Here is a 23016-nt window from a genome sequence, read left to right as displayed (position 1 = left end):
GATGACTGAATCCTCTAATCGTGTTACTGGTTACCAAATGCAGCGCCGCTTGCGACAACCAACAGGAGCATCGCGGCGACTAAAGTACCTATAGCGATTCTCTAGGATACGAAAGAGCCCGATGCAGCAATCAACCAATCGCCCCCAGGCAACCCCTGCACACGCCGCACTGGTCTCGATTGATCGGCAGGTTGCGACTTTGGAGAAGCGGCGCGAAGAGATGCGAGCCGAGATGGCACGTTTGGAAGCCGAGACGCGGCAGGTCGACGTTGACCTGAAACATCTTCGTGACGCCAAGAGATCGCTCAGCCTGCTCGGCGCAAACCCTGATGACAGGCCTAACCATCTCGGTGAACTTCCAGATGTACCTGAAGATTTCGCAAAAAGGCGGATTCAGCGCCCGGATGCTCAAGCTTGGCAAGTTCGGCAACAGGCTTACCGGATATTAAAGGATCAAGGGCATCCTCTAAGCAGGATCGAAATCTATGACAGGCTTAAAGCGCTGGGCGTCGAGATCGACCACCCCACCCCGGCGAAAAGACTGGGACGGATTTTGACGGATGCGAAGGAAGAGTTCGTTTACCGCGATAATGGCTACTGGATTGCCGGTGAGCCGATAACTGTCGCGGCAGAACGCCCGAAGCGCTTTCGCACGCGACGGAAGCCCAAGGAAATCTGATCAAAATCCCGAGACAATTTGTATCCTAACGATGTTTTGGATACGGAATTCCTTTGGAGACAAATGTTGACATTTTTGGATACGCAAGGAAATAAGTCGAATAAGGTGCAAGGAAATACGTTACCTAGCGCGAAAATGTGTTCCTTATTTTCCGAAATAAATTTCAAGGTAATCGGTGTGCTGAAGGCGACAGAATTCCTTTTGCTGCCTGCCTGTCAGGAGACGATCTCCTTGCCTGTTGGAAGCCGAGCTTGGCGGCCGCGCCCACCAAAGTAGGCCAAGGAGTGAACTACGATTTCGTGTTTGCCCGAATGAGGGCCGCGAGTGATCGCTCGATCTTCGTGACTGGTATTCGCGTCTGATGGGTCGGCAACATCGGGTGGGAGAATGGAAGCCTCTGCGAGTCTTCCCACCGGGGAAGGTTCACACGACGACTTCGATGGCATGAGTTTAGCTCACGGTGGCCTCGGATCGGCAGTCCGACCACGAAGGTTCTTCTCAGCACTTCGCGACAGGGGCGGACATCGAGCTGGCGGATCGCCATCTGTTCGGTGGCTTGCGCCACATTGGGCATCTGTGCTGGAGGTGGGTCGAGCATCCGGAGCGAGGCCAAGAGGGCGCATAAGATCACCAGGAGGGCCCACAGGATGAATGAGTTATAGCCGACGATACGTCGACGTGGGTTCTCGGCTTGTCTCCGCAAGCGTTGCTATTCTCCGCGAATGTGGGAAGCCGGTCTGCCTGGGCGGTGATGTGCGACTTTAGAACGCTCACGCCGGACCGCAGGTGAAGCCTCCAGATCAGCTTCAGTATTCGGTGGCGCTCATATCAAGAGCCAGTGTTTGCCGTGCCCGGCCCTCATGGGCAGTTCCAACGCAGTCCAAACGCGCAAATACGAAAATCGCTATCCTTTGGATAAAATCGCGAATTTCTTGAGTTGAGGTTTAGCGACTCTGCACGGGAGGTCCGGTGATGACCCGGTGATAAGCGCCTGATCCGCCACAGGATGCATCAGGATATCGATTCAGGAAATCGCAATCCTTTGGTTTTGAATTCTGATCGCTTGGATCGAAAATCGTGTTTGGTTGGTTTCTACACCTATAGTTATGGGCGGAAAAAAAGTCCGATTCCGGAAAAATCAATGAAAACAGAGGACGCGGAAAAAACCTCGATTCTAAACACGCAGGATACAACCTGACCACCCGTTGCAGTGCACTCCGCTCGCAGAGGCTTGTGCTGCGCTGATGATGGGCTGCTGATCGACAAATCTCAACCGCTTACTTGCCGCTTGCGTCGACAACTAGCTAGGAAGGCTTCGCCGTCTGTGCGCGTAATTGCGCTAACGCCCGGCGCGGCACGATACAATCCGAGAGACTCGATCCGAAACCAGAGTTCCCAGTTGTTCGATCGGTGGCCCATGACCCGGAGGTGCGAGCGGAGTTCTGACGCCGACATGAAATCTTCCTGGAACTTCCAGACATCGCCGAGTCTCAATTTGCCCTCTGGCAGCAGTCCCCCGCGCTTCAGTGACACAATCGTTTCGTACCCCATACTCAGATAGAAGCCGGCGTCGACCGATCCGATTTCGGTTCTTCCGTCGATCTGCGTTTCCTCCGCCAGACAAATCGCTCTGACTTTTGCAACATCCTTCGTGTAAAATCGTCGCGCGAATCCCTCGCTTTTCGCCTGCGATATGCTGATACGCCCGTCGAGAGCCGCGTTTAGTACCGCAGCCCAGGGGTGCCGCGCTTGTTTCGATGAAATCACGACATCGCTTAGCGGAAGGCCGGCGGAGCCCCGTGGCAGTTGCTCCAGGAAATCAATCGCCCTGGGGGCTGCGGTTTCCGATACTCCCAATTGTTCTCGAAGCTTGGGATCAGGACAAGATACGGCGCCCATTCGGTAAAGTGCCACCACCTCAGCTCGTGGAAGTCCGAAGCTGGAAACGTCAGCCTCGACGGGCTTCGGAAATTGATAGTTAATTGCTTCTACCTTTTCATCGGCGCTTGAAAATCTGTGGATCTGGCGCCTCATCGAGCCTGAATCCTTCCGGATTTCCTTGTTCAGGAACCACTTCAGCGATCTCATGTTAGCCGGAATTCCAAGCACCAACGGGTGCTTGACCCTGTTTGCTATATGACGCTTGACATGCCTGACCCTCGAGGCAGCTTCAAGGAAGCGGTCCGGCCAACCGAGTATCGCGAGTGAGGCTTCGACAAGCGTTTCGGGAGAAAGATCGAACTGTTTGGCCCTTGTCAAAATCCTTTCCTCCACTCCGCCATTTTTTTCGCACTCCAGCAAGTTTCCAAGCGTTACTATGATCGCAAAAATCTCTGCAGGAGAAAGCCCACGCAAGCCCTCCGGCAGACCCCATGTCTTCGATGTATCCTGGGCTGGATCTATCAAATGCCGTACAAAATCGATTGCTCTGGGATCCGCCGTCACGACAGTTTCTTGAAGCGAATCCCTGAGATCCCATCCGCAGATTGCGCAATGGCAAGGACCCGCGGAGAACCTGTAAGTCAGCGAAAGGCCACAAGCAGGGCAGCGGTCGACTAGGCGTTCCATGTTGCTCGGGTCGAATGAAAAGCAGCGTAATCCCCAGATCGCCTTCTGGTACCCGTGACTACGCAGGAAGGTGGGCGACACCCTACGGATATTGCTGAAGTAGTAGGGTGAAATTGCCGTCCCGAAGAATTCGACCAGCTTCGCGCTTTTCCTGTACATCAAGGATTCGACCTGTGACATATCAAGACTCGTCAGGTGCGAAACCCTCGCTGGATCGATCTGACGTTTCGCTAAGGAGAAGTGTGACCAGGCACTCTGCGATATTATGCCCAAGAGATCATTCAGTATGTTCAGGTCTCGAAAACCGTTTAGCGCGATCAGCCGATGAAGGTAATTCAGCAACCCTTCGTCACGAGCGGGCTCGGCCGTCAGGACGAGACGCGCGCACGCCTCTAAAGGATTCGAGCCGCTTGAAGCCGAAGGATTCGTTTCGTTAAAGGCCAAGCCTTGACAACCTGTCAACATCCGATTTTTCCTTGCTGCGTATAATGATCCTAATTGTCAACAGATTCAGATTACGCGCCTGCGGCACGGGTGTTGTTACACCTCGGATGGCAGAGAGTTGACACGAACTAGCTCACCCGTCCCGGCCGCCGTGAAGAAAGTTTGCGCATCTGCGCATCTTGTGACGTCACTGTGCGGGATACGACTCATGGTGATCGAAGGCCAGCACGGATAATGCCTGCTCTCTCGACCATAAGGTCGCTGGCCCGAAATCAATTCGGTCGACGCGAGCATTGCGAAGTCTCTTCGACGAACATGAAGTCAGTGAACCCGTTATCGCGGCGAGTGTGTCGAGTTCGAAGCCAAAGGCCCAGCGCTCTCTGAGACGAGCAAACGTCTCGAGGTTACTAGGCCCATTCATTACGCCGGATCGGACGAGGTGAGCCGCATAAATCCTCGACTTCCTCATCAGCATCGAAAACTCTTCCTGTGTCAAAATACTATGTGCGACGTCTGGATCCGAGCGCTCCTTCATTATTATCGTGCGAAGAGAGTGGCAGTCTTTGACATAGATGCCGCCAACCAGGCTTCCGTTGCTCGGACCCGAGCCCACTTCTAGCCGTCCATCAAATACGGCTTGAAAAATTGACGACCACGAACTTTTCATTTGGGGGTCTAATGCAAACCGGGCCGAAACCAGATCAAGACCTCCGCGGACCAAACTGGTACTTATCACTCTATTGACAGCGGAACGCAGCGTACCTTCAAGCACTGGTTGGGCACACCAGCCGTAATAAGAAAGGGCGGAGACTAGCTCTGGTGCGAATCCCGCCCAATATAGCCTCCAGACCTCCGGGATTGGCACACCGGTTTCTTTCGCGAATTGTCGGACTTCCGACACATCTCTCAATACTGTCATCACGGTCTCGAAAGTCGGACGCGGTCGCATCTCAATGTTCCTGGTCCGCAGCAGCCTGAGTAACGCTGCCCTTGGATGCTGCAGTCTTTCGCGTGAGAGATCTGTCTTCGCGGCGTTCGCGACCAGCGCATCCCCTCGGGTCAGCCCTTCCCTTCGCCGATGTACTTCGAACGTTTTTGTGAGCTCGTTTCTGATCGCAGACGACAATGTCGGATCATAGAGCAATTGCCGAAGCGGCTTTTCCTTGAACCAGCTCGCTGCTTGCCCGGAATCGGCCTGCGCCGGCGTACTTTCTACAAGTTCGAGGAAGCCGTTCGGCCAATCGAGTATTGCGCGGCCTGCCATTTGGACGTGGCCTGGTTCGATCTGCACAGGAGACGTCGTGTCCCGCGACCGTTGGCAGGTCGTCGCTATGCGCACAGCTAGTTGGAACAGGTCTCCGTAGGAGCCGGAGCTGAACGTCGACCCGGTAGGGAGATGCACGCGCCGGCCGTCCGCTGTAGGGTCCAGCATGTAGGCTACGAAATCCAAAGCCTCCGGATCGCTTGGTTCGAACATTGGCATCGGCACCGAACGAAGGTCAAGAGAACAATGCTCGCAAATCCATGGATCCAACGACCAATCCCATCCAAGAATACTCTGGCAGGAAGGGCAACGATCAAGGAGCTTTTCCCGATTGGTCGGATCGAAGGATAATGGCTTGAGCGCCCAAATCGCCTTCATTTCAGGTTTTGACTTCAGAGATTGCGGCGAGATCCTACGGGTTCTCGCGATATGCCCTCGCCTCACATTGTGCCCGAAGAACGAAACGAAATCCCGACTTGCTTCTTTAGACGGACTCAGGACAGTAGCGAGCAACTCGTTTTCGTCTTCTATCCCCAGCAGCTTCGAAACGGCTCGGAGCTCGGCGGCATTGTCTGACACAGCCAAAGCAGACAGGCGCCGCGCCGACCGACATCCGGCTAACTCCAGGGCGACTGACGTGTGTTTAAATCCATTCAGTTTGCACGCCTTTTGAACCGCCTCCCTTAATCCCTGCCCGCTTTCGATAGAGGACTGCAGCACCAATTTGGGTTCTCGGATCGGAAAGGTCACCCTCATTTCATTGTGTGACCAATTGCCGGTTGTAGCTCGAGCCTGGGCGTATTCGTGCGGCCGCTGTGGCCAAGGCCTTCGCGATAGACCTCTCTACCAGTGCTCTTCGTCGAGATTCCTCATCGATTTTCCGAGCTTTCGTAAATGGATTGAAGCTAATGAATCCGTTGGGAATGGCGTAGAGGTCGGTGGCTAGTTCAAGGTGACGGAGTTCAACGCGTTCCGCCCCTTTGCTCCGGGCGATGTCAGCAGCGTGTTGGACCAGCCGTGAAACCCTTCCCCGCAGGCCGCCGCTTACCTCATGAAGACACGAGAGACAGTAACCTTGGACGAAATTGCTCCGACTGCTGAAAAGGCCATGCTCTACAAGCTTGATTCCAATCGCGGCGCAATAATGGATAAACAGCGGGTCGGTTAGCCTGAGACGCTCGAAGGGAAGTTGGACTCCGATATTGGCGATCTGTGTGTCGCTGAATATTCGTTCCTTTGCTTCCTCAGTGCCAACGACTACAATTGGACAGCCCTGCTTCTTTGCGATTGCTCGCAGCGCGTTATGGATGTTTGTGGCATCAGTATCACTGGCCTTGCGCATTCGCAGATTGTTTGTCTCATCAAAAATGATTAGTTCGGTCCTCCTGCCGGCGATATACTTGTGCAATCGGTCAAACATGACCCATGGGTTTCTCTCATTCTTGGCATAAAGCGGACACCCGAATGCTTTGAGACACTGCTTGCCGAAGCTGTCGAAGTTGGTCCCCGAGTCGAGGGTTATGACGACAACGCGTAGTTCGCGATCGACCATCTCGGGCCAAACGTCCGAACGCTGCCCTGGAAATCGGGATTCGACGTACCAATCGATCACGGTTGTCTTTCCCGCGTGTGATGGCCAGAACATGGAGATGCAACTTGCTTCGGTGTTTGTCCCTCGCGTATCCGCCATAGCGGTGCGCCTTGATTGTCTGAGACTGTCGAAGCGTTCATGAATTTCGAAGAGCGCCGGATACCCAATACGCATGTGACGGAACTCGACCGCGATATCTGTCTCGTTGTTCACGTTCATCGTCCTCTGTCGACGTCTTGCTAATGCCTTACCGCGCCGGATGACTCGTTCATCAGACGGTCGAGATAGGCCTCGCTCTCCGACAATGACATTGCAAACCCCGGCTGCGTCGACGCGACTGGTAGAGGCTGGATGGACTTGTCGCTTGTAGACCGCGGTTTAGATGGAGCCCGCTTTTTGGGTGTCTCGATTTCGAAGATCCCCTCGTCCAACGACGACTCCTGCGGAATGTCGATCTTGGCCAGTCCGTAGTCGGTAACCGGTATGATCGCGTCGAATCTGCGGACATCTGATGCAATGACGACACCTCTTCCACCTTCTAGCAACCTTGCGGTCTTCTTCGCCGCCCGATGGGTTTGTGTGGTGACAAACTTCTCAAGCTTCGCAAAGTATTGTCTAAGGTACTTTGCCCTCACCCCCACTGGATAGTACTCATCGAATATCCCAGCGTTGTCCTTACGTGCCGCTTTTACGAAATCAAACGAAATACATAGGGAGGCGAGAAGAGGATCGTGGTTCGGAAGAACTACAATTTGATTATTGGAATGGTCGATGACGCCGATCGAACTGACATCGTTCCCCTTCCACAAGACCGTGACCATGACCGTCGCAGATCTTCCCTTCTTCTTTTTTGCTTTTGCCGCATAGGCATCGAGTAGCTTCGTGACAAGCTCCGGATGATGATACCGATGCCCATTCAAGCGGATGCCGTTTCTTGTAAGCTCAACGGTGTTACGACGGCGCCCGAGAAGATCAAGCATCCGCATGTCGTCCACCATGCTTCGACCAAATTTTCTAATCCCGTTTGCCCAACGGTAGGCCGGGGGCTCGTTGATCCCTTTGTGCGGGAGCATGTGGTGCTCGGTGATGAGTCGATGAGTAACGAATTCGTCAATCTCATCGAGACTTAGTGCAGCATATTTTTGATAGTCCGCAGAGCTGACCGTTCGGTCATCGATCGAAAATCCACCTGGGAGGGTAGCCATGACCCGCTTTACCGTACCGATCGCCCGTTCAACGATCGACTTCCACTCTGGGGAAGCCAGTGCAGCATATTCGATCCCTATCTTCATGCTTAGAAGGCCACGCTGCACGCTGTCCGAGACATGGACGCGCAGATTGTCGAGCACGATTGTAAGTGGCTTCCCGAATCCGTCCGTGGCGTCTGGAAGATCTGGAAATCTCTGTTTCCAAGCTAGTTTTGGCGTCATGACCATCTTCAGACAAGCCATGAAAGTATCAATGCTGGGCGGTTCAAACGTTATTATCAGGCCCAAGGTCTTCCGGCTGTAGACATCGACGGCGTAGACGACCTGGGCACGTTTCCCCGCCAGCACCTTGTGTTCGGTGCTACGGTCCCTTGTGTCGCTAAAATCTGGAAGTTCTCCATTTGGTGATGGGTCGCCTTGTTGCTTCACCGCTGCCCATATGTTTCCTTCGGTCTGATCGATGATGACGATCTGCAAAGGCGCAATGGCGCTCTGGGGGCTGATTGTCCCCTTCCATTCCTTGTTCGCCTCACGATTACCAAAGAGCTTCGAGGTGCTCTCCCTGTTGGTGGCCTGTGCCTTCCAGTTTCGGAAAGTCCTCAAGTCCGGAGGCGTCTGTCGTTTGTCTTCGGGAATCCCCTCGCCCTCGTCCCGACCGAGATAGAAATGAGCGAAAAACCATTTGTAAGCTTCGCCGACGTTGGGCATGGACCGCGAAGAAATCTTCCCGAGTGCCTGGTCAGCGAGCTCATACACCCATGTCGGCCAGATGCCCTTGTTGCGGACCGTACCCGTCTTGAACAGACAGTCGGCGAGGCTGAGGAGCTCGGTCCGTTGGTACACCAGCCTACGAATAGTAGAAGCTGAAGGGACCCAACCTCCCAGGCCCCGTTGTTCGGCAGCCTTCTTCCACTCGTCCATAAAGGCGGTAAGGTCTTCATCAGTCTTCGTATAATCTAAGTTCTTTGCTCGCTGCATCAGATATTTGTTGCCGAAAAACTGCTTCTGTGCGGCGGCGAGCACTATTTCATTTAACTCGTCCCAGTCTTCCATTTCTCCGACAGTGACGTCACGACCCTCGGGCTTGAATAACGACAGAAGGAGGCGTGTGGAAAGCACGCTCAAGCTTTGGCCACGTCTAGCCGTTCGAACGATCAACCCGTCCGCGTGTTCCGAAGCAAACTCCGTCCATTCAACGTCCTTCTTCTCTCCGCGGGGATACCGGCGCAGACTGATGGAGCCATCGTCAAAGTGAGTTACGCCGAACTCTCCGGGATCATCAATAGATAGAAAGAGAAACCGGTCATCAACAGAGATATCCAGCATCGTCGCTATGCCTCCTCCCTGATCCAAACGGGCGTTAGTGCGTGCAGGCCGGCCCTCAGATCGATTGACACGAATTCCTTGAAGTGCAGCGCTTTCACCAAGCGTTCGCCCGAGGGCTGACCACCTAATCGCTCGCTCAATATGCCAAACGGCAGGCATTCATCGTGCCCGAACGCTAGAGAACACCGCGCCTTCTCGACGGCGCCCACACGATCGTGAGCCCCAAGTTCCAGTTCCATGATCAGGCGGCTGAAACTCCTGTCGATGTGCATGCCGCGCTTCAGTACAAACAAATCCTGGCGAACGTGGCGGTAGATCGCAGTGACCATCTCCCATTTCACTGCGTCGACGTCGTCGATATCCGACTTCAGTTCAAGGGTTAGTTCTACAACCCTGCTGCGATCAAGTGATTTGCGAAACGGCTTGGCCACGATCTCGTGTAGGGGCTTCCCGGCCGCCAACTCGTCACGAAATGAAGGATGGACCCAAACCGAAACGTCTGGCGTGTAGCGAAATTGCCGTTTGATGCCTCGGATACCAAAAAAAAGACTGAGCGGCTGCGAGACGACTTCGGCAACCCTGGGGCATGCCGCGAGCATTTTAAGGATTATTAGCTCGACGTTTCTGGACTCCCAGGGCAGGCCAAGATGACGACATTTGTTCAAGGGTGTGAGGCCGACCACCGAAGTTCGATGCCCGTTTGCAATCCAACGTACTGGTGACCCATCTTTCGATCTGGCAAAAACGAAGTACTCGATCACGTAGTCATCATTCGCATTCGAACTCGTCAAGGATGTAGATTTCATGTTCGACATCTTTAAAGTCGTGGCGTAGCGGTTGCTTGCCTGTTGATCTGGGCCGGCTCAGATGTACCGAACCGAAGTTTTTCGGGGTGGCGAGCACATCACAAACTCAACTAGGGCCACGCTTTCCCCGTTCTCGATCGGACCCCTCCCCGCTCGACAACAAGGTCAACGGTTCGAACGGGGATATGTACAAAACCTGTATTCCCCTCATTAAAACCCACTCCTGGAAACCTTCATCTCGGATGAGATTCAAGTCGGACGTCCTAATTGAGCGAGGCGCCGCAGTTATGGTGAGCGCAGACTCCATAAGAGCGATGACCGTCTCGGTCGATCTACCCTTTACGGTTACACTCGAAATCACCGTGCGAGTGATCTCATCAACCAAGACATAGGAGATCGGTTGGATCCCTTTCACCCAAACATCCAGTCGATGAGATCCTATCGTCCAGAGCGGGTTGCAATCGATCTCTGCCGTATTTCGCGTGAAGGCCGACGAAGTGAAAGCCGCAGACATCACACACCCCTTACATCGGGCCGGCACTCGAACTCCTGAGCCGGCAGAGTGTCCACCATAGTCCGGCTTCCGCCGAATGCGGTCATTCGGACGTAGGCGCCGCCGTCCGAATCCCATACAAAGATCTCAGATGCGTTCTCGATTTTACCGTCTTCATCTACGGGAACTGCAATTTGTACGGTGAGCGAAAGGCCGTTTCTCTTGCGGACGTCGCCCCGCGACTGTCTCAACAAGACTTGGGTCACCTCCGGATCGTGGTACCGGACGCCATGAGAGACGATACCATCGGTTCGCAAGATCCTCGTTGCTAATCTAAACCTGCCGCCCAGCAAGGTGGCATCCGAACGAGGCTCGGATGAACGCTCGCCGGCTGAATTCAGGCTTTGCTGGTTGCTATTGATACGTTTCCGCATGTGCATGCTCCCTGGTTCTGAAAGTTGCCTCGTGAGAAACGACGACCCTTCCGACCTATCGCTCGCATGAGACGACGGAAGGATTCAGGGCCGGCGCCCGCTAATCATGTTACGTCGCTCGCTTCTAGGGTCAAACTGGAGCTCTCAAGGATTCGATAGCAGCACATAGCTCCTGATAGCTTCCAAAACATCCCTGAATCCTTCCGTCTTTTGGAAACCTTGCGCGGGAGCGTCGGGCACGCTTGGCAAGAAGGGTTTGTCGCTTCTTTCTGCCAAGGATTCGATCCCCTGCACGTTGGGTAGGTCATAAACGCTCTCTGTTGCTCCTGAGCAGGTCATGCGCTAACGAACGCCGGTAAAATCAATTGCCCGCGCGATTTTCTCTTCAACCCGCAAACGCCGAGGGTCTCAATCACCGGACGATAATCATTCCCAAACAATAACTTAACATCGGGCGGCATGGTTTGGTGGGCTCGTGCAGCTCCCCCTGACCCTTACTATCGATCGCATCGCTCCTCCGACGTTGAAATGTAAGCCTTTCCCTTGCAGTCTGCACAAAACACTGCACAGGCGCACTTAAGGGACCTCACACACTGGTGCGTGAGTCAAACGAGTGATAAACTTCATAGGCTATTCGGAGTACCGCACGTTGCCAACTCGGACTGCAACCTGAAGGACAAGACTACCTTGAGCAGAAACATACGCGATTCTCGGGGAACGGAAAGAGTAAATTTAGAGTCCATTGTGGAGAACAATGATAATCCGTATGGCGTTGATCTTTCAACGGGCGTCGATCTCGACGACGACCCCCTGTGTGATCCCGTGATACAGCGCCTAAGAGAAGCGTTGGAAATCGAAGAGCGGAGAGCGGAAGTCAGCCTCGCCAGAATAAAGCGATATCGCGCGATGCTTTCGACCGGAACGTCAGCGTCACTGATTGCTGAAAGTGAGGTCGTACCGCATTCTTCCATGAGCCGTCGTGTTCATACCGGTAGCCAGGCTCACACGATCAGGCTTCAGGTCACTCAGTTGCTTCGCGAAATGAAGCGCCCCTTGTCACGGGCGGAAATCCTCGACGGGCTCGTTGCGCGAGGTGTGCAGTTGAAATTCAAAAACCCAGCGAAGCGTATAAGCAAGATCATGTGGGAGAGCGACGAATTCCAACACCTGCCAAACGGCTACTGGTTTTCAAACAGTTCGCCGGGCGGAACCGATAACTAAACTTGTCTACGTCCCGCTCGCACTGACTTCGCGGTACTTTCAATAACGGCGTGTCAGGTTCGAAAGGAACGCTTCATGCGGCGCTCTTGCATTCGCCGGCCACACACCTTAATCGAAAGTTCACAGACCTTCCACGAACGTTCGTGAACCGACGGCGGGCGGGCAGACTGTGAACGCTCGGCCGCCCATATGGCGGCTCGGCTCGTGCGCGCAGGAAAGTGGTTTCCTGGCCTACCTGATCTGTAGCGCCCTGCTGACCAGCTTCCGCACCACCGTTAGACAGCGATATCAACTCGTTCTCGGGAAGCCTCCGCAATGCCAGGCGGATCTTTGTGGTCACTCGTCGGCACTATCCGCGCTCTTGGCTCTCAAGCTCGTAGGCTCGGGGGCTACGATGCCATCGATCTTGGAGGCAGCATGCCAGCTACTCGAAGTGCTGAACGGGCTTCAAGAAGGCGATGTGCTTTGGATGATGGCTTTCCGGCGGGGGCCCTTCCTCATTCAGGAAATCCGTCAGATCGCCGCGGAACGGGTCGCGAAAGCCTTGCCATCACGAACCTCGGAGCGGCCCGGATCGAGCCTGCACCCGGACATCAGATCGCGGCGTCGAGAGGCGCATGGCAGCCTCTGGTCGTTCTCATGACTATCGTGAAAGCCGTAATCCCCGACTTTGCTGCAATCGATGACGGAAAATCACGCAACTTTGCGATCTCACCGCCGGCCGCAACATCTGTCGCAATAGATGACCATTATTGTTAGCTAGTAACGGAGCATCGCGTCCTCTTTTGCCAGAGCAGCATCTGCGCGGTCCACCGTTCAATCACCGTACGCGATCGCCTTCCTTGACATCCTGGTGCCTGGGATGATGGTTATGGAGTCACAGTGAGCCGTCATGCTCGGTCAGACGTCTGATATCTCCGATAAAAAAATCGTGGAACGGGCGCGCGCGTGCGCATCGTTGGAGGACGAGTTGGTGACGATTGATCTTCGAGACATAGCACCCGGAATGGTCGACGACACTCTCAGCCTCAAGATTGACCGGTCGATACCGCCGATTGGCACCGGGACCTCGCGGATCGTCTACGCGCTACGCGACCATCCGGAGCTTGTGGTCAAGGAAATGAAACACCCGTTTCCTATGTCGAACATGGTGGAATGGTTGGTTTGGAACGCGTTAGTGAAAATGGCGGAGGATCACCTGAACGCGGTGACAAACGTCCACCTCCAGACCATGTTCGCCCGATCCTATGCGATCAGCCAGACTGGCCGCTTTCTGGTGATGGAGCGACTGAGCGCGCTCGACGACAGCGACAAGTTTGATCGAGGATCCTTTCCCTCGTGGCTGAACGACGTGAAGCCAGCGGCCTTCGGTCGCGACACCTCCTTCGGAAAGGATGCGATCGGCCGGATCAAAGTCATGGACTACGCCGAGATCAACTTCTTCGACGTCCTCAACCCCCTGAATAAAACGATTTCGCTGTAAAATCGGCGAGGCCTGATCGACACGAACCCAGGTGTGATGCATGTATCCGGTCTGCCGACCGACGGTTACCGCGTACCAGTCGCCGAGGATTTGATCGACAGCGACGGGAGTCCCATTTCGCACCAAGGCGACGGACTCCGAATCAGGATCGGCCGCCTTCTTCAGAGCCGCCTCGCCTTTCGGATACCTGACCGTGCCCGAACGCGCGACCGGCACCTCCAGGGAGGCGACCACTCTACCCTGCTCCCGAGGAGTTGGCGGAGGCTCACTATTCGGAATCTCGACGCGGGCCGCAGGAGCGTCCGGGGTGGCCGACGTCGTTAACTTGTACCGGGACATCTCGCTGCCGGAGAGATATCGAATGTCGTCGCTGTTGTAACTGAATGCGAGCTGCAGCAGACCGGGATCGACGCCCATCTCCGTCATGTATCCGATGATCTCGGCCGTGAGTTGCTGAATCTCTGATACGGCGTCGGCGACAGGGACACCTTCACTATCACTGAACGAGGATTTGTGGACGCCGATCGAACCGGGCTCGGCGAAGCGGTTTACGCCCCCCATGAATGCAAGCGAACACGCCGATGCACATTCCGACTGTCTAACTTGCAGCGTTGAAAGACCGGCCGACCTGATTAGGCGGCCCAACTCGAGCGCCTTCACACGTTTCCACCAGGACTATTGAAGCCAACCGCCGTTGGATGCTCGCGCGCGACAAGATCCTCGAATTTCGATAGGTCGTCCGCATGGTCGAATGATCCGCTGACGACGACGAACCGGCTTCCCGTGTCGGTGCTGTGCATCGCATACGCGAGCTGCGCCTCGGCAGAACGAAGGCCTACAAAACCCAGCAAGGCCGCACCATAAATCAAAAATCGGACAGAATTCATGAAACCAACCCCAGAGACGGCAATACATGCACGGTCTCCAACTTCCCGCAAGTAGCCAGGCAATGGTCGAAGCAACAGGGTAAATATCAATCCACCGAAGACGGACCGATGACAGCTCCTGCGCTCACGAGGCCGCTTTGTGGTACTCATTTCCGAAGATAGCTTTTCCTCCCCTCATCGGTCATGCAGTACCTTCCTCCACGTGGACTTGTGCAGTATGCACCCGACCGGCAGGAGCACTCTCCGGCCACTGCTGCCGGCGTCATCTGCGGCGAGGTGCCGCCCAGAAAACCGGCGGCGGCACCAAGATATCCCGTGCAGGATTTCCTACTGGCGCTTACGGAGCCGTCGTTGCAGATGAACGTGTCGCCACGGCAACCCGCGATGCCGCCCTTGCTTCCGCTGCAAGGCGTGTTCGTAGCTCCGGCGAGGTTCGCAGCCAGCAACACCGCAAGGACGACATATAATGGTCGCGACCATCGAAGCATGCCTCGGCGGCCCGTCGCGTCGCTTCTTCCAACGCTTCTCACCCCGGAATCGCCTCATCCCCCGCGACCAGCATTCCATCGCGGATGAGCAGTGCGCCCGAGGCTTTCAAAACCTCGATCCGGGAAACAATCAGTTCCCGCAACTGGCTGCTCGTCGACTTGAAGCCTAGACCACGGGCGATCGCGTTGACCGCTTCATCCTCCATCGCGCCCAGGCCAGTTCCGATTACCGAGATCAGGCCCTGATCGATCTCCATCGGCGGGATCGTTTCGATCCTACGGAGACCCGACGACGATACGGTGCTGCGGTCGCGCAGGCGAATTTCCGCCCCCGGCCACAACAGGAAGTCGCCCGAGCGATAAACGTGCGCCCCACCGACCGCGACGTCGATCGCGTGGCCGACATGACTTCTGATCCGGTTCCCTGCTTGCAGCAGACCCCACGCGCTTCGAACACGCGTGACCACTTCGTCCAGATGGACGGGGCCTTCGACTTCGACGGTATTCTTCACCAATTCGGACAGAATACCGATCGGCGCCTCATGGAGTTCTGTCTCTCGCTGGGGCGAAAGCGACGCCTCCTCATACATGGGCGTGGAGCTTTCAAACGAGACCTGCTGGAGGCCGATCTCCGTGACGTCGGCGCGCTCGATCGTTACGACTTCGACGGGGACTGCCCGTTTCGCATGGTTCCTCACGGCACCAGATACGGCGTCCACCTTCGCGCGTTCGATTGCAGTGACGAGGCGCTCGAGCTCGGCTTTGGGGCGCTGGAACCAGTCGGCGCTCCAGATGCGATAGATGGTCCATCCGTGATCTTCGAGAACCGCTTGGCGGAGCCGATCTCGATCTCTCGCCGACCGCGAGTCATGGTAGGCGGCGCCGTCACATTCGATGCCGAGAATGTACTTGCCCGGAACCTGCTCGTCTGCCACGGCAAGATCGATGAAGAAGCCGGCGATGCCGACCTGCGGATGAACCTGGTATCCTCGCTCCTGAAGGGCTGCCATGACCTGTTCTTCGAAAACGCTGTCCATGGAGCGATCGGTACGCTGCGTCATCGAGAGACGCCCCGTGCGGGCGTAGTGCAGGAAGAGTTTGAACGCGAAGACGCCCTTCCCCTTGCCTCGCTCGAGATCGATGTCCTCGTCCGTGATCGATGCGTAGACCTCGCAACGTCTCTTCGCGCGGCTAATCAGCACGTTGAGGCGACGTTCGCCGCCTTCCGCTCCGAGAGGCCCGAAGCGCATGCCCATGAATCCTTGAGCGTTCTTCGCATAAGCGACCGAGATCAGGATGACGTCTCTTTCGTCGCCCTGGACGTTTTCGAGATTTTTGATGAAGAACGGCTCGCTCGGATGAGAATGGAAGAATTCCTCCGTCTGCGGATTGAGCCTGCGCAGGAGTTCCAACTGATCCTGGATTTCTCTGCGCTGCTTTATCGAGAACGCAGCAACGCCCAACGAAAGTTCAGGTGACTGAAGCGCGTGCCGGATGATCGCTTCTGCGACCATCTTTGCCTCAACCTTGTTGGCGCCCTCCTCGAAGACACCGCCCGGCACGTGGTGGAACCGAAGACCCATGCCTGCTTCCGCTGTGTAAGGACTCGGGACGATGAAAAGCTTGCTGTCGTAGAATTGACTGTTGGAGACGGCGATCAGCGACTGGTGCCGACTTCTGTAATGCCAGCGCAGCATTTTCTCGGGCAGACCTCGGGCCGAAAACAGGCCTAGAATGCTCTCGATATCGGAAACCTGCGCGCCATCCTGACCGTCGTCGTCCTCGTCCCCGGAACTTGACGTCATCTTCGAGAAGAACCGCGTCGGCGGCAACTGCCGTTCGTCGCCGACGACCACGACCTGCTTGGCACGAGCAACGGCACCCAATGCGTCGACGGGCTGAATCTGACTGGCCTCGTCCATGACGAGAAGATCGAATTCGAGCACCCCCGGCGGCAAGAACTGCGCGATGGAGAGCGGGCTCATCATGAAGACGGGCTTCAAGGCCTGGATCGCCGGTGAGGCGCGCTGCATGAGTTGCCGGATCGGCATGTGGCCGCGACGCCGCGCCATCTCGCCTCTAAGAATTCCAACTGGTCCGAGCCCGCTGATCTGCGGGATGCGCTTATGATGCGCGCGGACGACATCGATGCGAGAAAGGGCCATGCGGCTTCGATCCAAAGACGCGAACTCGTTCACCAGCCGCCCGTGGACTTCCCCGTCGAACCGGGCGAGTTCCGGGTCCTTGCCCTGCTGGTCTCGAAGGATTGCCTCGTAGATCGCCATTTCGACATAGGGCACGACCGCATCCGCCTGGACGCGACCATCTTCGAGTCTTTCGACGACTAGCCCTACCCCGGCGCCGTTTGCGTCTTCCGCACGACCGCGGAAGGCGGCCCACTTCGACAACTGCTCCTCGGTTTCGATCCACTTCGTCAGCTTGTGCCCGACGACGTCAAGTTGGGACGCAGGAAGCTGGGCGCTTCCGAAAACGACCTCCGGATCGGCCTTGAGAAATGCGATCAGGGCTTCGAGGTCATGAATCAGAACCTCGGACCTTGCCGACGCCTCGCGAGCACGTGCAGCGACGGCCGTTCGATCGGAGACGCGTGAAGCCAGCATGCGGATATCGGCATTGCCGGAGATCCACTCCACTATATCGGAAAGCTTGTTCCATTCCGATGTGGGACCGTTCCAAAGGGCGCCGAATGCCGACAGGCCCAAAGACTCGAGGCTCAGGATCTTTGATTTCAGGACGCGGGCGAACGTCAGCAACTTCAGGACTGCGAGGCGCTCCCCGTTTGAATCGGGGATGTTTTTGACAAGCGGCAGGAAGGCTGCATCGGCTTCGGCGACTTCGCGCGCGAACTGCGTAGCCTGAGGAAGGGGCACGCTATCTGGTCCAGCCGCATCCGAAAACATATTCGAGGCGACATCGCCGAGGTCGGACCAGAGCGCTGACATAAGCCCTCTCGTTTCCTCGTACAGACCTCTTACTTGCTCGCCTCTCGCGCCGACGGCGCTCTTGTCGGACAGCCTGCCCGCGATGAGCCTTGCCTCCGTCCCGACGCCACGAAGGCTCCGCATCCAAAGGACCAGGTTTTCGAGAGGTTTGGGATCTGACTTCTCTCCTCGCCAGTCGGCGCCGAAGGCAGAGCGGCCGAGTCCATCGCCGTCCTTGACAACCGCCCTCGCCGTCTTCCCCTTCTGAAGGAGATCGAGGAGGCGGACCGTCTCGCCCGGTGGGTATTCCGCGGGCATCACCGTCTTCAGTAGCGCCTTCGCCTTTCGCCAGTCCCCGCTCAAGAATTTGAAGAACCGCTTTCCATGCACGGCGACCGCCGTTCGAACCTGCGAGAGATCGGTCTCCCAAGCCTGATCCGAAACCTTGCCTTCAAGTTCGCTTCGGACACGTCTGAATTCCGACACGGCTTCCGCTAAGTCGGAAGCCTGATCCAGTCCGCGCTCCCAAATGGCCGCCACAAAGGCGTCGGGGCTGGCGTCGGGCGCCTCCGCGACCCTCTGACCGATGACGATCAGGCGGTCGATCGAACCCAGCGTCGGCAGCGCTTCGACCGCAAGCAGCGTACGCAGAGCGTTCGCGGCGGACAGGAATCGGGGAAGCACCTGGGCGAGCTTGCCGATCGTCTCGAATCCGCTCTGTGGGAACGTCGCCGGCAGTCGTCCGAACTGAAGCGAAACTGGCTCCGGATCGAAATCCCAAGCGGCCGGCGTAAGGAACTTCGCCACTTCAGTGGCCTGCCTGGAGAATTCGGCCCCGCCGGCGACCAGACCGCGCACGCGTTCCAGTTCCGAGGACCAGACGTCGTCGGCCAGCGCCGTTGAAGCGATCTCCGAGGGGCAGGACGCCACGCGATCAGCGATCGTCGCCACCTCCGAGAAGGCGTCAAGCGATGGTGGAGGTGCGCGTTCGAGGAGCCCTGCGACCGAATCCATGCTCGAGCGGAGTTCAGCCAGCTCCGCATTGGTCGACGTTAGTCTCGACGTAAGCCTCTCGAGGTCGAGCGGGGTGATGCCTGTCAGGCCCACGCCATACCAGTGATGGTACTTTGGGAGGCCCATGTCCTTGATGCGTTCGGCCAGTTCGACGAGGATCGACTTTGCCCGGTCCCGCGCTTCAGGATTCCATTGCGCGGCGGCGGGCAGCTCGATGTCGGATGGCGTCATTCCCTGTCGGCGAAGTCGCGCCAGGTGGCCCATCACTTGGAACGGCGAGAGCGAGTAAGGTTGGTAGACCCGATGTATCCTGAGGGGGTGCGCGTTCAACTGGTCACGAGCGTCGGTGAGGCGCTGCGTTACCGAGCTCCCGGACTCCCCTTTCGGAGCGCCCAGTTCCCAGGTGTGTTGCAGTTCCGCGAGGAGTCCCCGCTTGTTTGCCTTGTTGCTGTGAAGCTCGAGACAGGCGTCGCCAACGCCGGCCTGATCGAGACGCCTTTTCACGACCTCCAGAGCGGCCATCTTCTCGGCGACGAAGAGAACCGTCTTACCGTCGGCCACCGCCGAGGCGATGATGTTCGCTATCGTCTGCGACTTGCCGGTTCCGGGCGGACCTTGAATAACAAGATCGCGGCCGCGGCGGACTTCATGGATCGCCGCGGTCTGGGAGCTGTCCGCGTCGACGATATGGGTCATTTCGGCAGGCGAGATGTGGGCATCGATGTTGGCGTCTTCCGCCAGCATCTCATCCGTCCGCTCGAAACCGTTGGAGACGAGTCCTGTCACGAGCGGCCGGTCGGTGAACTTCGAATCCTTTGGCCACAGTGTCGGATCGAGGTCTCGATACATCAGGAACTTCGCGAAACTGAAGAATCCGAGCACGATGTCGTCGGGTTGGACCGACCAGTTCGGCTTCATCGAAACGGCTTCGGCGACCTTGGCAACGTAGTCGTCAAAGGAGAACTCGTCGTTCGCTTCGAAGGCTGGCATTGAGATCTTATGGATGCGGTCGAGGAACGCCTCCAGAGAAAGATTCGATGCGAAGTCTTCCTGACGCGCACGAAGGCGAAAGCGCTCGGCGGCGCTGCCTCTTTCGAGCGAGACGGGAACGAGGATCAGAGGCGCGTATCTGATATTCTCGCTGTTGTTCGGATCAATCCATTTCAGAGTGCCGAGTCCAAGGAACAGGATGTTCACGCCCTGCTCCTCCTCGAGGGTCCGGGCGTCGAAGTAGAGGTCGAGCAGACGCTTCTGCAGCGCGTTCGGAGTCATCCGCGTCTGAAGCTTGGTGTCGCCATGACGGACGAGCCGCCCTTGGGCGTCGCGCTCGTCGTCATCGGGGAGCGCGAGTTCGATCAGTTCTTCGCCGTCGTCGCCATCCTTGTTGTCGCGCCCCTTCGCGCCCGCCAGGAAAGTCATTGTCTTCGACTCGGAGACTAGAACCCTGAAGATCTCGGACGACTTCTCCTCGACGACGTCGATGGTCTTGGCGCTCTTGGAGAAGCGGGGAACGTTCAGCAGTCGATTGCGCGCGGAGAGATCAAGAAGTTCAGTTCTTGCCTTTTCGATCTTCGCCTCGACAGACAGATTGCTTTGAAAGATCGAGGTTTCGCCTTGATCGGGCGCGATGCCTGCAATGTCATCCATGTTCCTGCCCCCTTACTAACCTTTAGATGCAACAAAAAGGCGTAGAGGTCCAGCGGAGCGTGTATGTGGCCGATGCCACGCAGCCAGAAGCCGTTGAAGAGACACCCTCGGCATCGGTAAAGACCGTCTCGGGAGGGTTCGCGGCTTGCGAGAGAGGGTAGACCTTCAGCCGTTTTGCATAGGCGACGGACTTCGCAACGTCGGCATCACTGTGGCTGGCAAGGTTCGATCGCAGAAGCGCGTATCCGCCGAAGGTGTCGGACTGGAGCGGGATGTACCCGTCCGGGACCTTGTCCTTGTATCCCGGCGGCAGCACGAGATACTTGCCACCCTTGCCCTGATCGGCGCCGCACGGGCCTGCATCTTCAAGCGCCATCTGCCAGATGTTGACGATGTTGCCGTTGATCGAGCCGCCCTCGACGGGCGGCACCTTGATCACGACGGGCCCCACGTCCTTAGTGTCGGTGAATGCCATCAGATAGATCGCGTCGGGATTGGGCGTCAGGGTCTGGTTGTGCCAGTCGAGCGGCCGCGACCAGTAGAGGATCTGGTTCACCTTGCCCTTCGTCTTTTCGGCGACCCGTCGGAAGTTGCGAAGACGATCGTTTTCCTAGCTTCGGACGAAGGCCTCCTTCATCGTCGGCAGCGAGCTCGTCATCGACGGCGGCATGGGCAATCTCTAAGGATTGAGGATCAGAAAGCCCGGCGTTCATGCCGGGCTTGAATCCTTGAGCCATCGGTGCCATTTCGGATTGCGTCCGAACTTAAGGCCCACCTATGGCAGATCGAAAGCATATCCCGACAGAGTTGAGACTGCGCCTCTTCTCGGCGGCCGCCGGCCATTGCCAGCGTCCTGACTGCCTCGCTCCCCTCTTCCCCGCGGAAATGGGAGGTGACAAGCATATTGCGGAGATGGCGCATGTCATCCCGCACGGCGAGGACGGCCCGCGCCGGGAAGAACGTCCAGCAGGAGAGTTCGAACCGGACACGTTCGAAAATCTCATCCTCCTATGCCCGACGTGCCACACGATCATAGACAAGGATCCGGACGCCTACCCTCGCAACACGTTGCTGGGATGGAAGGCGGAGCACCTTGGGGCGCTCGCGCATAAGCAGGGAATCCGGGCCTACGACGAGCGCGGGCAGGTGCGTGACGCGGTCACTGCCGCCATGAGCGAAAACAAGGCGGTATGGAAGGAGTTCGCGCCTGTGGACGGCGAGGCTTTCGACTTCGACCCGGAGTCCGAAACCGCGAAGACCTGGTCCCAGCGGATGCGAAGCGTCATCCTGCCGAACCATTTCCGCATCCTGGCGATCATGAAGGCAAACCTGCATCATGCGACCGACGCGGAGAAGGATACTTTCGCTCGATACTTGGAACACGTCAGAGGTCTTTCCGAGCGGCACGTCTGCGACGTCGCTGGGAGCGGCTTACGGTATCCAGCAGAAATGGACGGGATTTTCGCATGAGCTGGCAGGTCGCATACGCCCTCAAATCTATCCATGATGTTCGCGGCGTGACGGGGGCGGAGAATATCCGTGGAGACGCGATAAAGATTACGGCTCAGAGCCGGCCGGAATCCGTCGCCGTGATATCAGACGCCGACTTCATCGATGTCACCTTGGCGAAGGGATACCACCAGCAATATCCCGAGATGGACTTCCTCTGCGGCTATAGAAAAGGCACCGTGTGGGAAGGGGCCGCCATCAAATATCTCGAAGGTCAGAAGATCGGCTGGGGCAACAGCGGGACGCTCACCTCAGCTATTCAGGACGACAACGTAAAGACGGCCGCCCACAAGGAGTTCTTCTTTTCCGACCGGCTGATCAGGCAGCTCCGATCCGTGACGTCCATCGATCGAGAGTTTGATCGGATCCATAGCGTGACGCTCGCAGACGGCCGAAAGCTTCGGATTGGCATGGTCATGGAATACGAGCCTACGGCCGAAGCCGTGCGGAGCTTATGGGACCGGTTCGGTGCGGTCGATGTCGTGTGGAACATCAATCCGAATGGAAAGCCTACCCAGAAGGCTATCGAAGCCGGACAGGAACTAGGCTGCAAGGTGATGAAATGGGAAGAGCTCAAGCCGCTTCTGAAGGGGCGTTGAAGACGGCCGGTGAAGTGGCGAGACACCTTCTCGATACCTGCGCCTCGCTGTGCGAGTTCGAATCCTTCATGTTTGGGTCTTCGCTCGTCCGCGCCGGCAACGACTTCGACATCCTGATCGTCGGCCCATCCGGCGAGCCGCTGTCGCGTCTGAAAAGCGAGATCTACCTCGCTGGTGAAGAACTGCCGCTGGACGTTCTCTATATGCTGCCGTCAGAAGCCGAGGAGACATCCTTCGTGCTCAGCGAAGGATGCGTACCGCTATTTGAGCTGGCTCGATCAAGCGAGCAAAAGGAATCGCTCGCGCCAGAGCCATGCATCCCTGCCCGTGGATAGTGCTCCAACTGCTTTGATTACTGTCGTTATTCACGAACACTTTGCTACTCTCGGCTGCCGCAGAGGATATTGATTCGC

General features: G+C 56.9%; 14 protein-coding genes and 1 pseudogene. 6 read left to right on the top strand and 9 right to left on the bottom strand.

Features of this window, described 5'->3' with window-relative positions; all coding sequences use genetic code 11:
- Positions 1-121 precede the first annotated feature (121 nt).
- Entirely contained in the window at positions 122-679 is a 558-nt protein-coding gene (locus tag BS629_RS28180) for a hypothetical protein (RefSeq protein ID WP_077988678.1), read from the top strand.
- 1269 nt (positions 680-1948) lie between these two features.
- Here BS629_RS28180 and BS629_RS28175 read toward each other — a convergent pair.
- From BS629_RS28175 to BS629_RS28150, 6 genes are all read right to left on the bottom strand, one after another.
- Positions 1949-3712 (bottom strand): hypothetical protein, encoded by a 1764-nt coding sequence (locus tag BS629_RS28175; protein ID WP_077988677.1) that lies wholly within the window; start codon positions 3710-3712, stop codon positions 1949-1951.
- 166 nt (positions 3713-3878) lie between these two features.
- Positions 3879-5705 carry a hypothetical protein gene (locus BS629_RS28170; RefSeq protein WP_143529708.1) on the bottom strand — a complete coding sequence of 609 codons (1827 nt, stop codon included), beginning with the start codon at positions 5703-5705 and terminating at the stop codon, positions 3879-3881.
- Positions 5706-5712: 7 nt separating this feature from the next.
- Positions 5713-6759 carry a TniB family NTP-binding protein gene (locus BS629_RS28165; RefSeq protein ID WP_158081467.1) on the bottom strand — a complete coding sequence of 349 codons (1047 nt, stop codon included), beginning with the start codon at positions 6757-6759 and terminating at the stop codon, positions 5713-5715.
- A 26-nt stretch (positions 6760-6785) separates the two neighbouring features.
- Complete coding sequence (locus BS629_RS28160; RefSeq protein WP_158081466.1) at positions 6786-9080, bottom strand: DDE-type integrase/transposase/recombinase; 2295 nt, start codon at positions 9078-9080, stop codon at positions 6786-6788.
- Between the two features lie 5 nt (positions 9081-9085).
- Complete coding sequence (locus BS629_RS39010; protein WP_158081465.1) at positions 9086-9886, bottom strand: hypothetical protein; 801 nt, start codon at positions 9884-9886, stop codon at positions 9086-9088.
- 513 nt (positions 9887-10399) lie between these two features.
- Positions 10400-10813, bottom strand: coding sequence for a hypothetical protein (locus BS629_RS28150; RefSeq protein ID WP_077988672.1), 414 nt, complete (start codon positions 10811-10813; stop codon positions 10400-10402).
- Positions 10814-11557: 744 nt separating this feature from the next.
- On the opposite strand from BS629_RS28150, the gene BS629_RS28145 reads away from it, so the two are divergent.
- Positions 11558-12034 (top strand): hypothetical protein, encoded by a 477-nt coding sequence (locus BS629_RS28145; protein WP_077988671.1) that lies wholly within the window; start codon positions 11558-11560, stop codon positions 12032-12034.
- 892 nt (positions 12035-12926) lie between these two features.
- Complete coding sequence (locus BS629_RS39005; protein WP_077988669.1) at positions 12927-13517, top strand: hypothetical protein; 591 nt, start codon at positions 12927-12929, stop codon at positions 13515-13517.
- A 656-nt stretch (positions 13518-14173) separates the two neighbouring features.
- Here BS629_RS39005 and BS629_RS28130 read toward each other — a convergent pair.
- The 3 genes and pseudogenes from BS629_RS28130 to BS629_RS28115 all read right to left on the bottom strand — a co-directional run.
- Positions 14174-14404, bottom strand: coding sequence for a hypothetical protein (locus BS629_RS28130; RefSeq protein ID WP_077988668.1), 231 nt, complete (start codon positions 14402-14404; stop codon positions 14174-14176).
- A gap of 526 nt (positions 14405-14930) precedes the next feature.
- Complete coding sequence (locus BS629_RS28120) at positions 14931-20495, bottom strand: DUF3320 domain-containing protein (protein WP_077988666.1); 5565 nt, start codon at positions 20493-20495, stop codon at positions 14931-14933.
- Between the two features lie 100 nt (positions 20496-20595).
- Positions 20596-21066, bottom strand: a pseudogene (locus BS629_RS28115) (DUF1254 domain-containing protein); the annotation flags it as partial.
- Between the two features lie 341 nt (positions 21067-21407).
- Here BS629_RS28115 and BS629_RS28110 point away from each other — a divergent pair.
- The 3 genes from BS629_RS28110 to BS629_RS28100 are packed head-to-tail and all read left to right on the top strand — an operon-like array spanning position 21408 to position 22938.
- On the top strand, positions 21408-21965 hold the full coding sequence (locus BS629_RS28110) for an HNH endonuclease (RefSeq protein ID WP_198943676.1): 558 nt from the start codon (positions 21408-21410) through the stop codon (positions 21963-21965).
- Positions 21962-22603 carry a hypothetical protein gene (locus BS629_RS38630; RefSeq protein ID WP_108565365.1) on the top strand — a complete coding sequence of 214 codons (642 nt, stop codon included), beginning with the start codon at positions 21962-21964 and terminating at the stop codon, positions 22601-22603. The genes BS629_RS28110 and BS629_RS38630 overlap by 4 nt, the downstream gene beginning before the upstream one ends.
- A complete protein-coding gene (locus tag BS629_RS28100) occupies positions 22567-22938 on the top strand; it encodes a hypothetical protein (RefSeq protein ID WP_077988663.1) in 372 nt (123 codons plus the stop codon). Before BS629_RS38630 ends, BS629_RS28100 begins: the two co-directional genes overlap by 37 nt.
- Positions 22939-23016 lie beyond the last annotated feature (78 nt).

This window comes from Rhizobium leguminosarum bv. viciae USDA 2370, from assembly GCF_002008365.1.
Taxonomy (GTDB): Bacteria; Pseudomonadota; Alphaproteobacteria; order Rhizobiales; family Rhizobiaceae; genus Rhizobium; species Rhizobium leguminosarum.
Note: the sequence above shows the minus strand (reverse complement) of the source record. Positions and strands in the feature narration are given on the sequence as shown.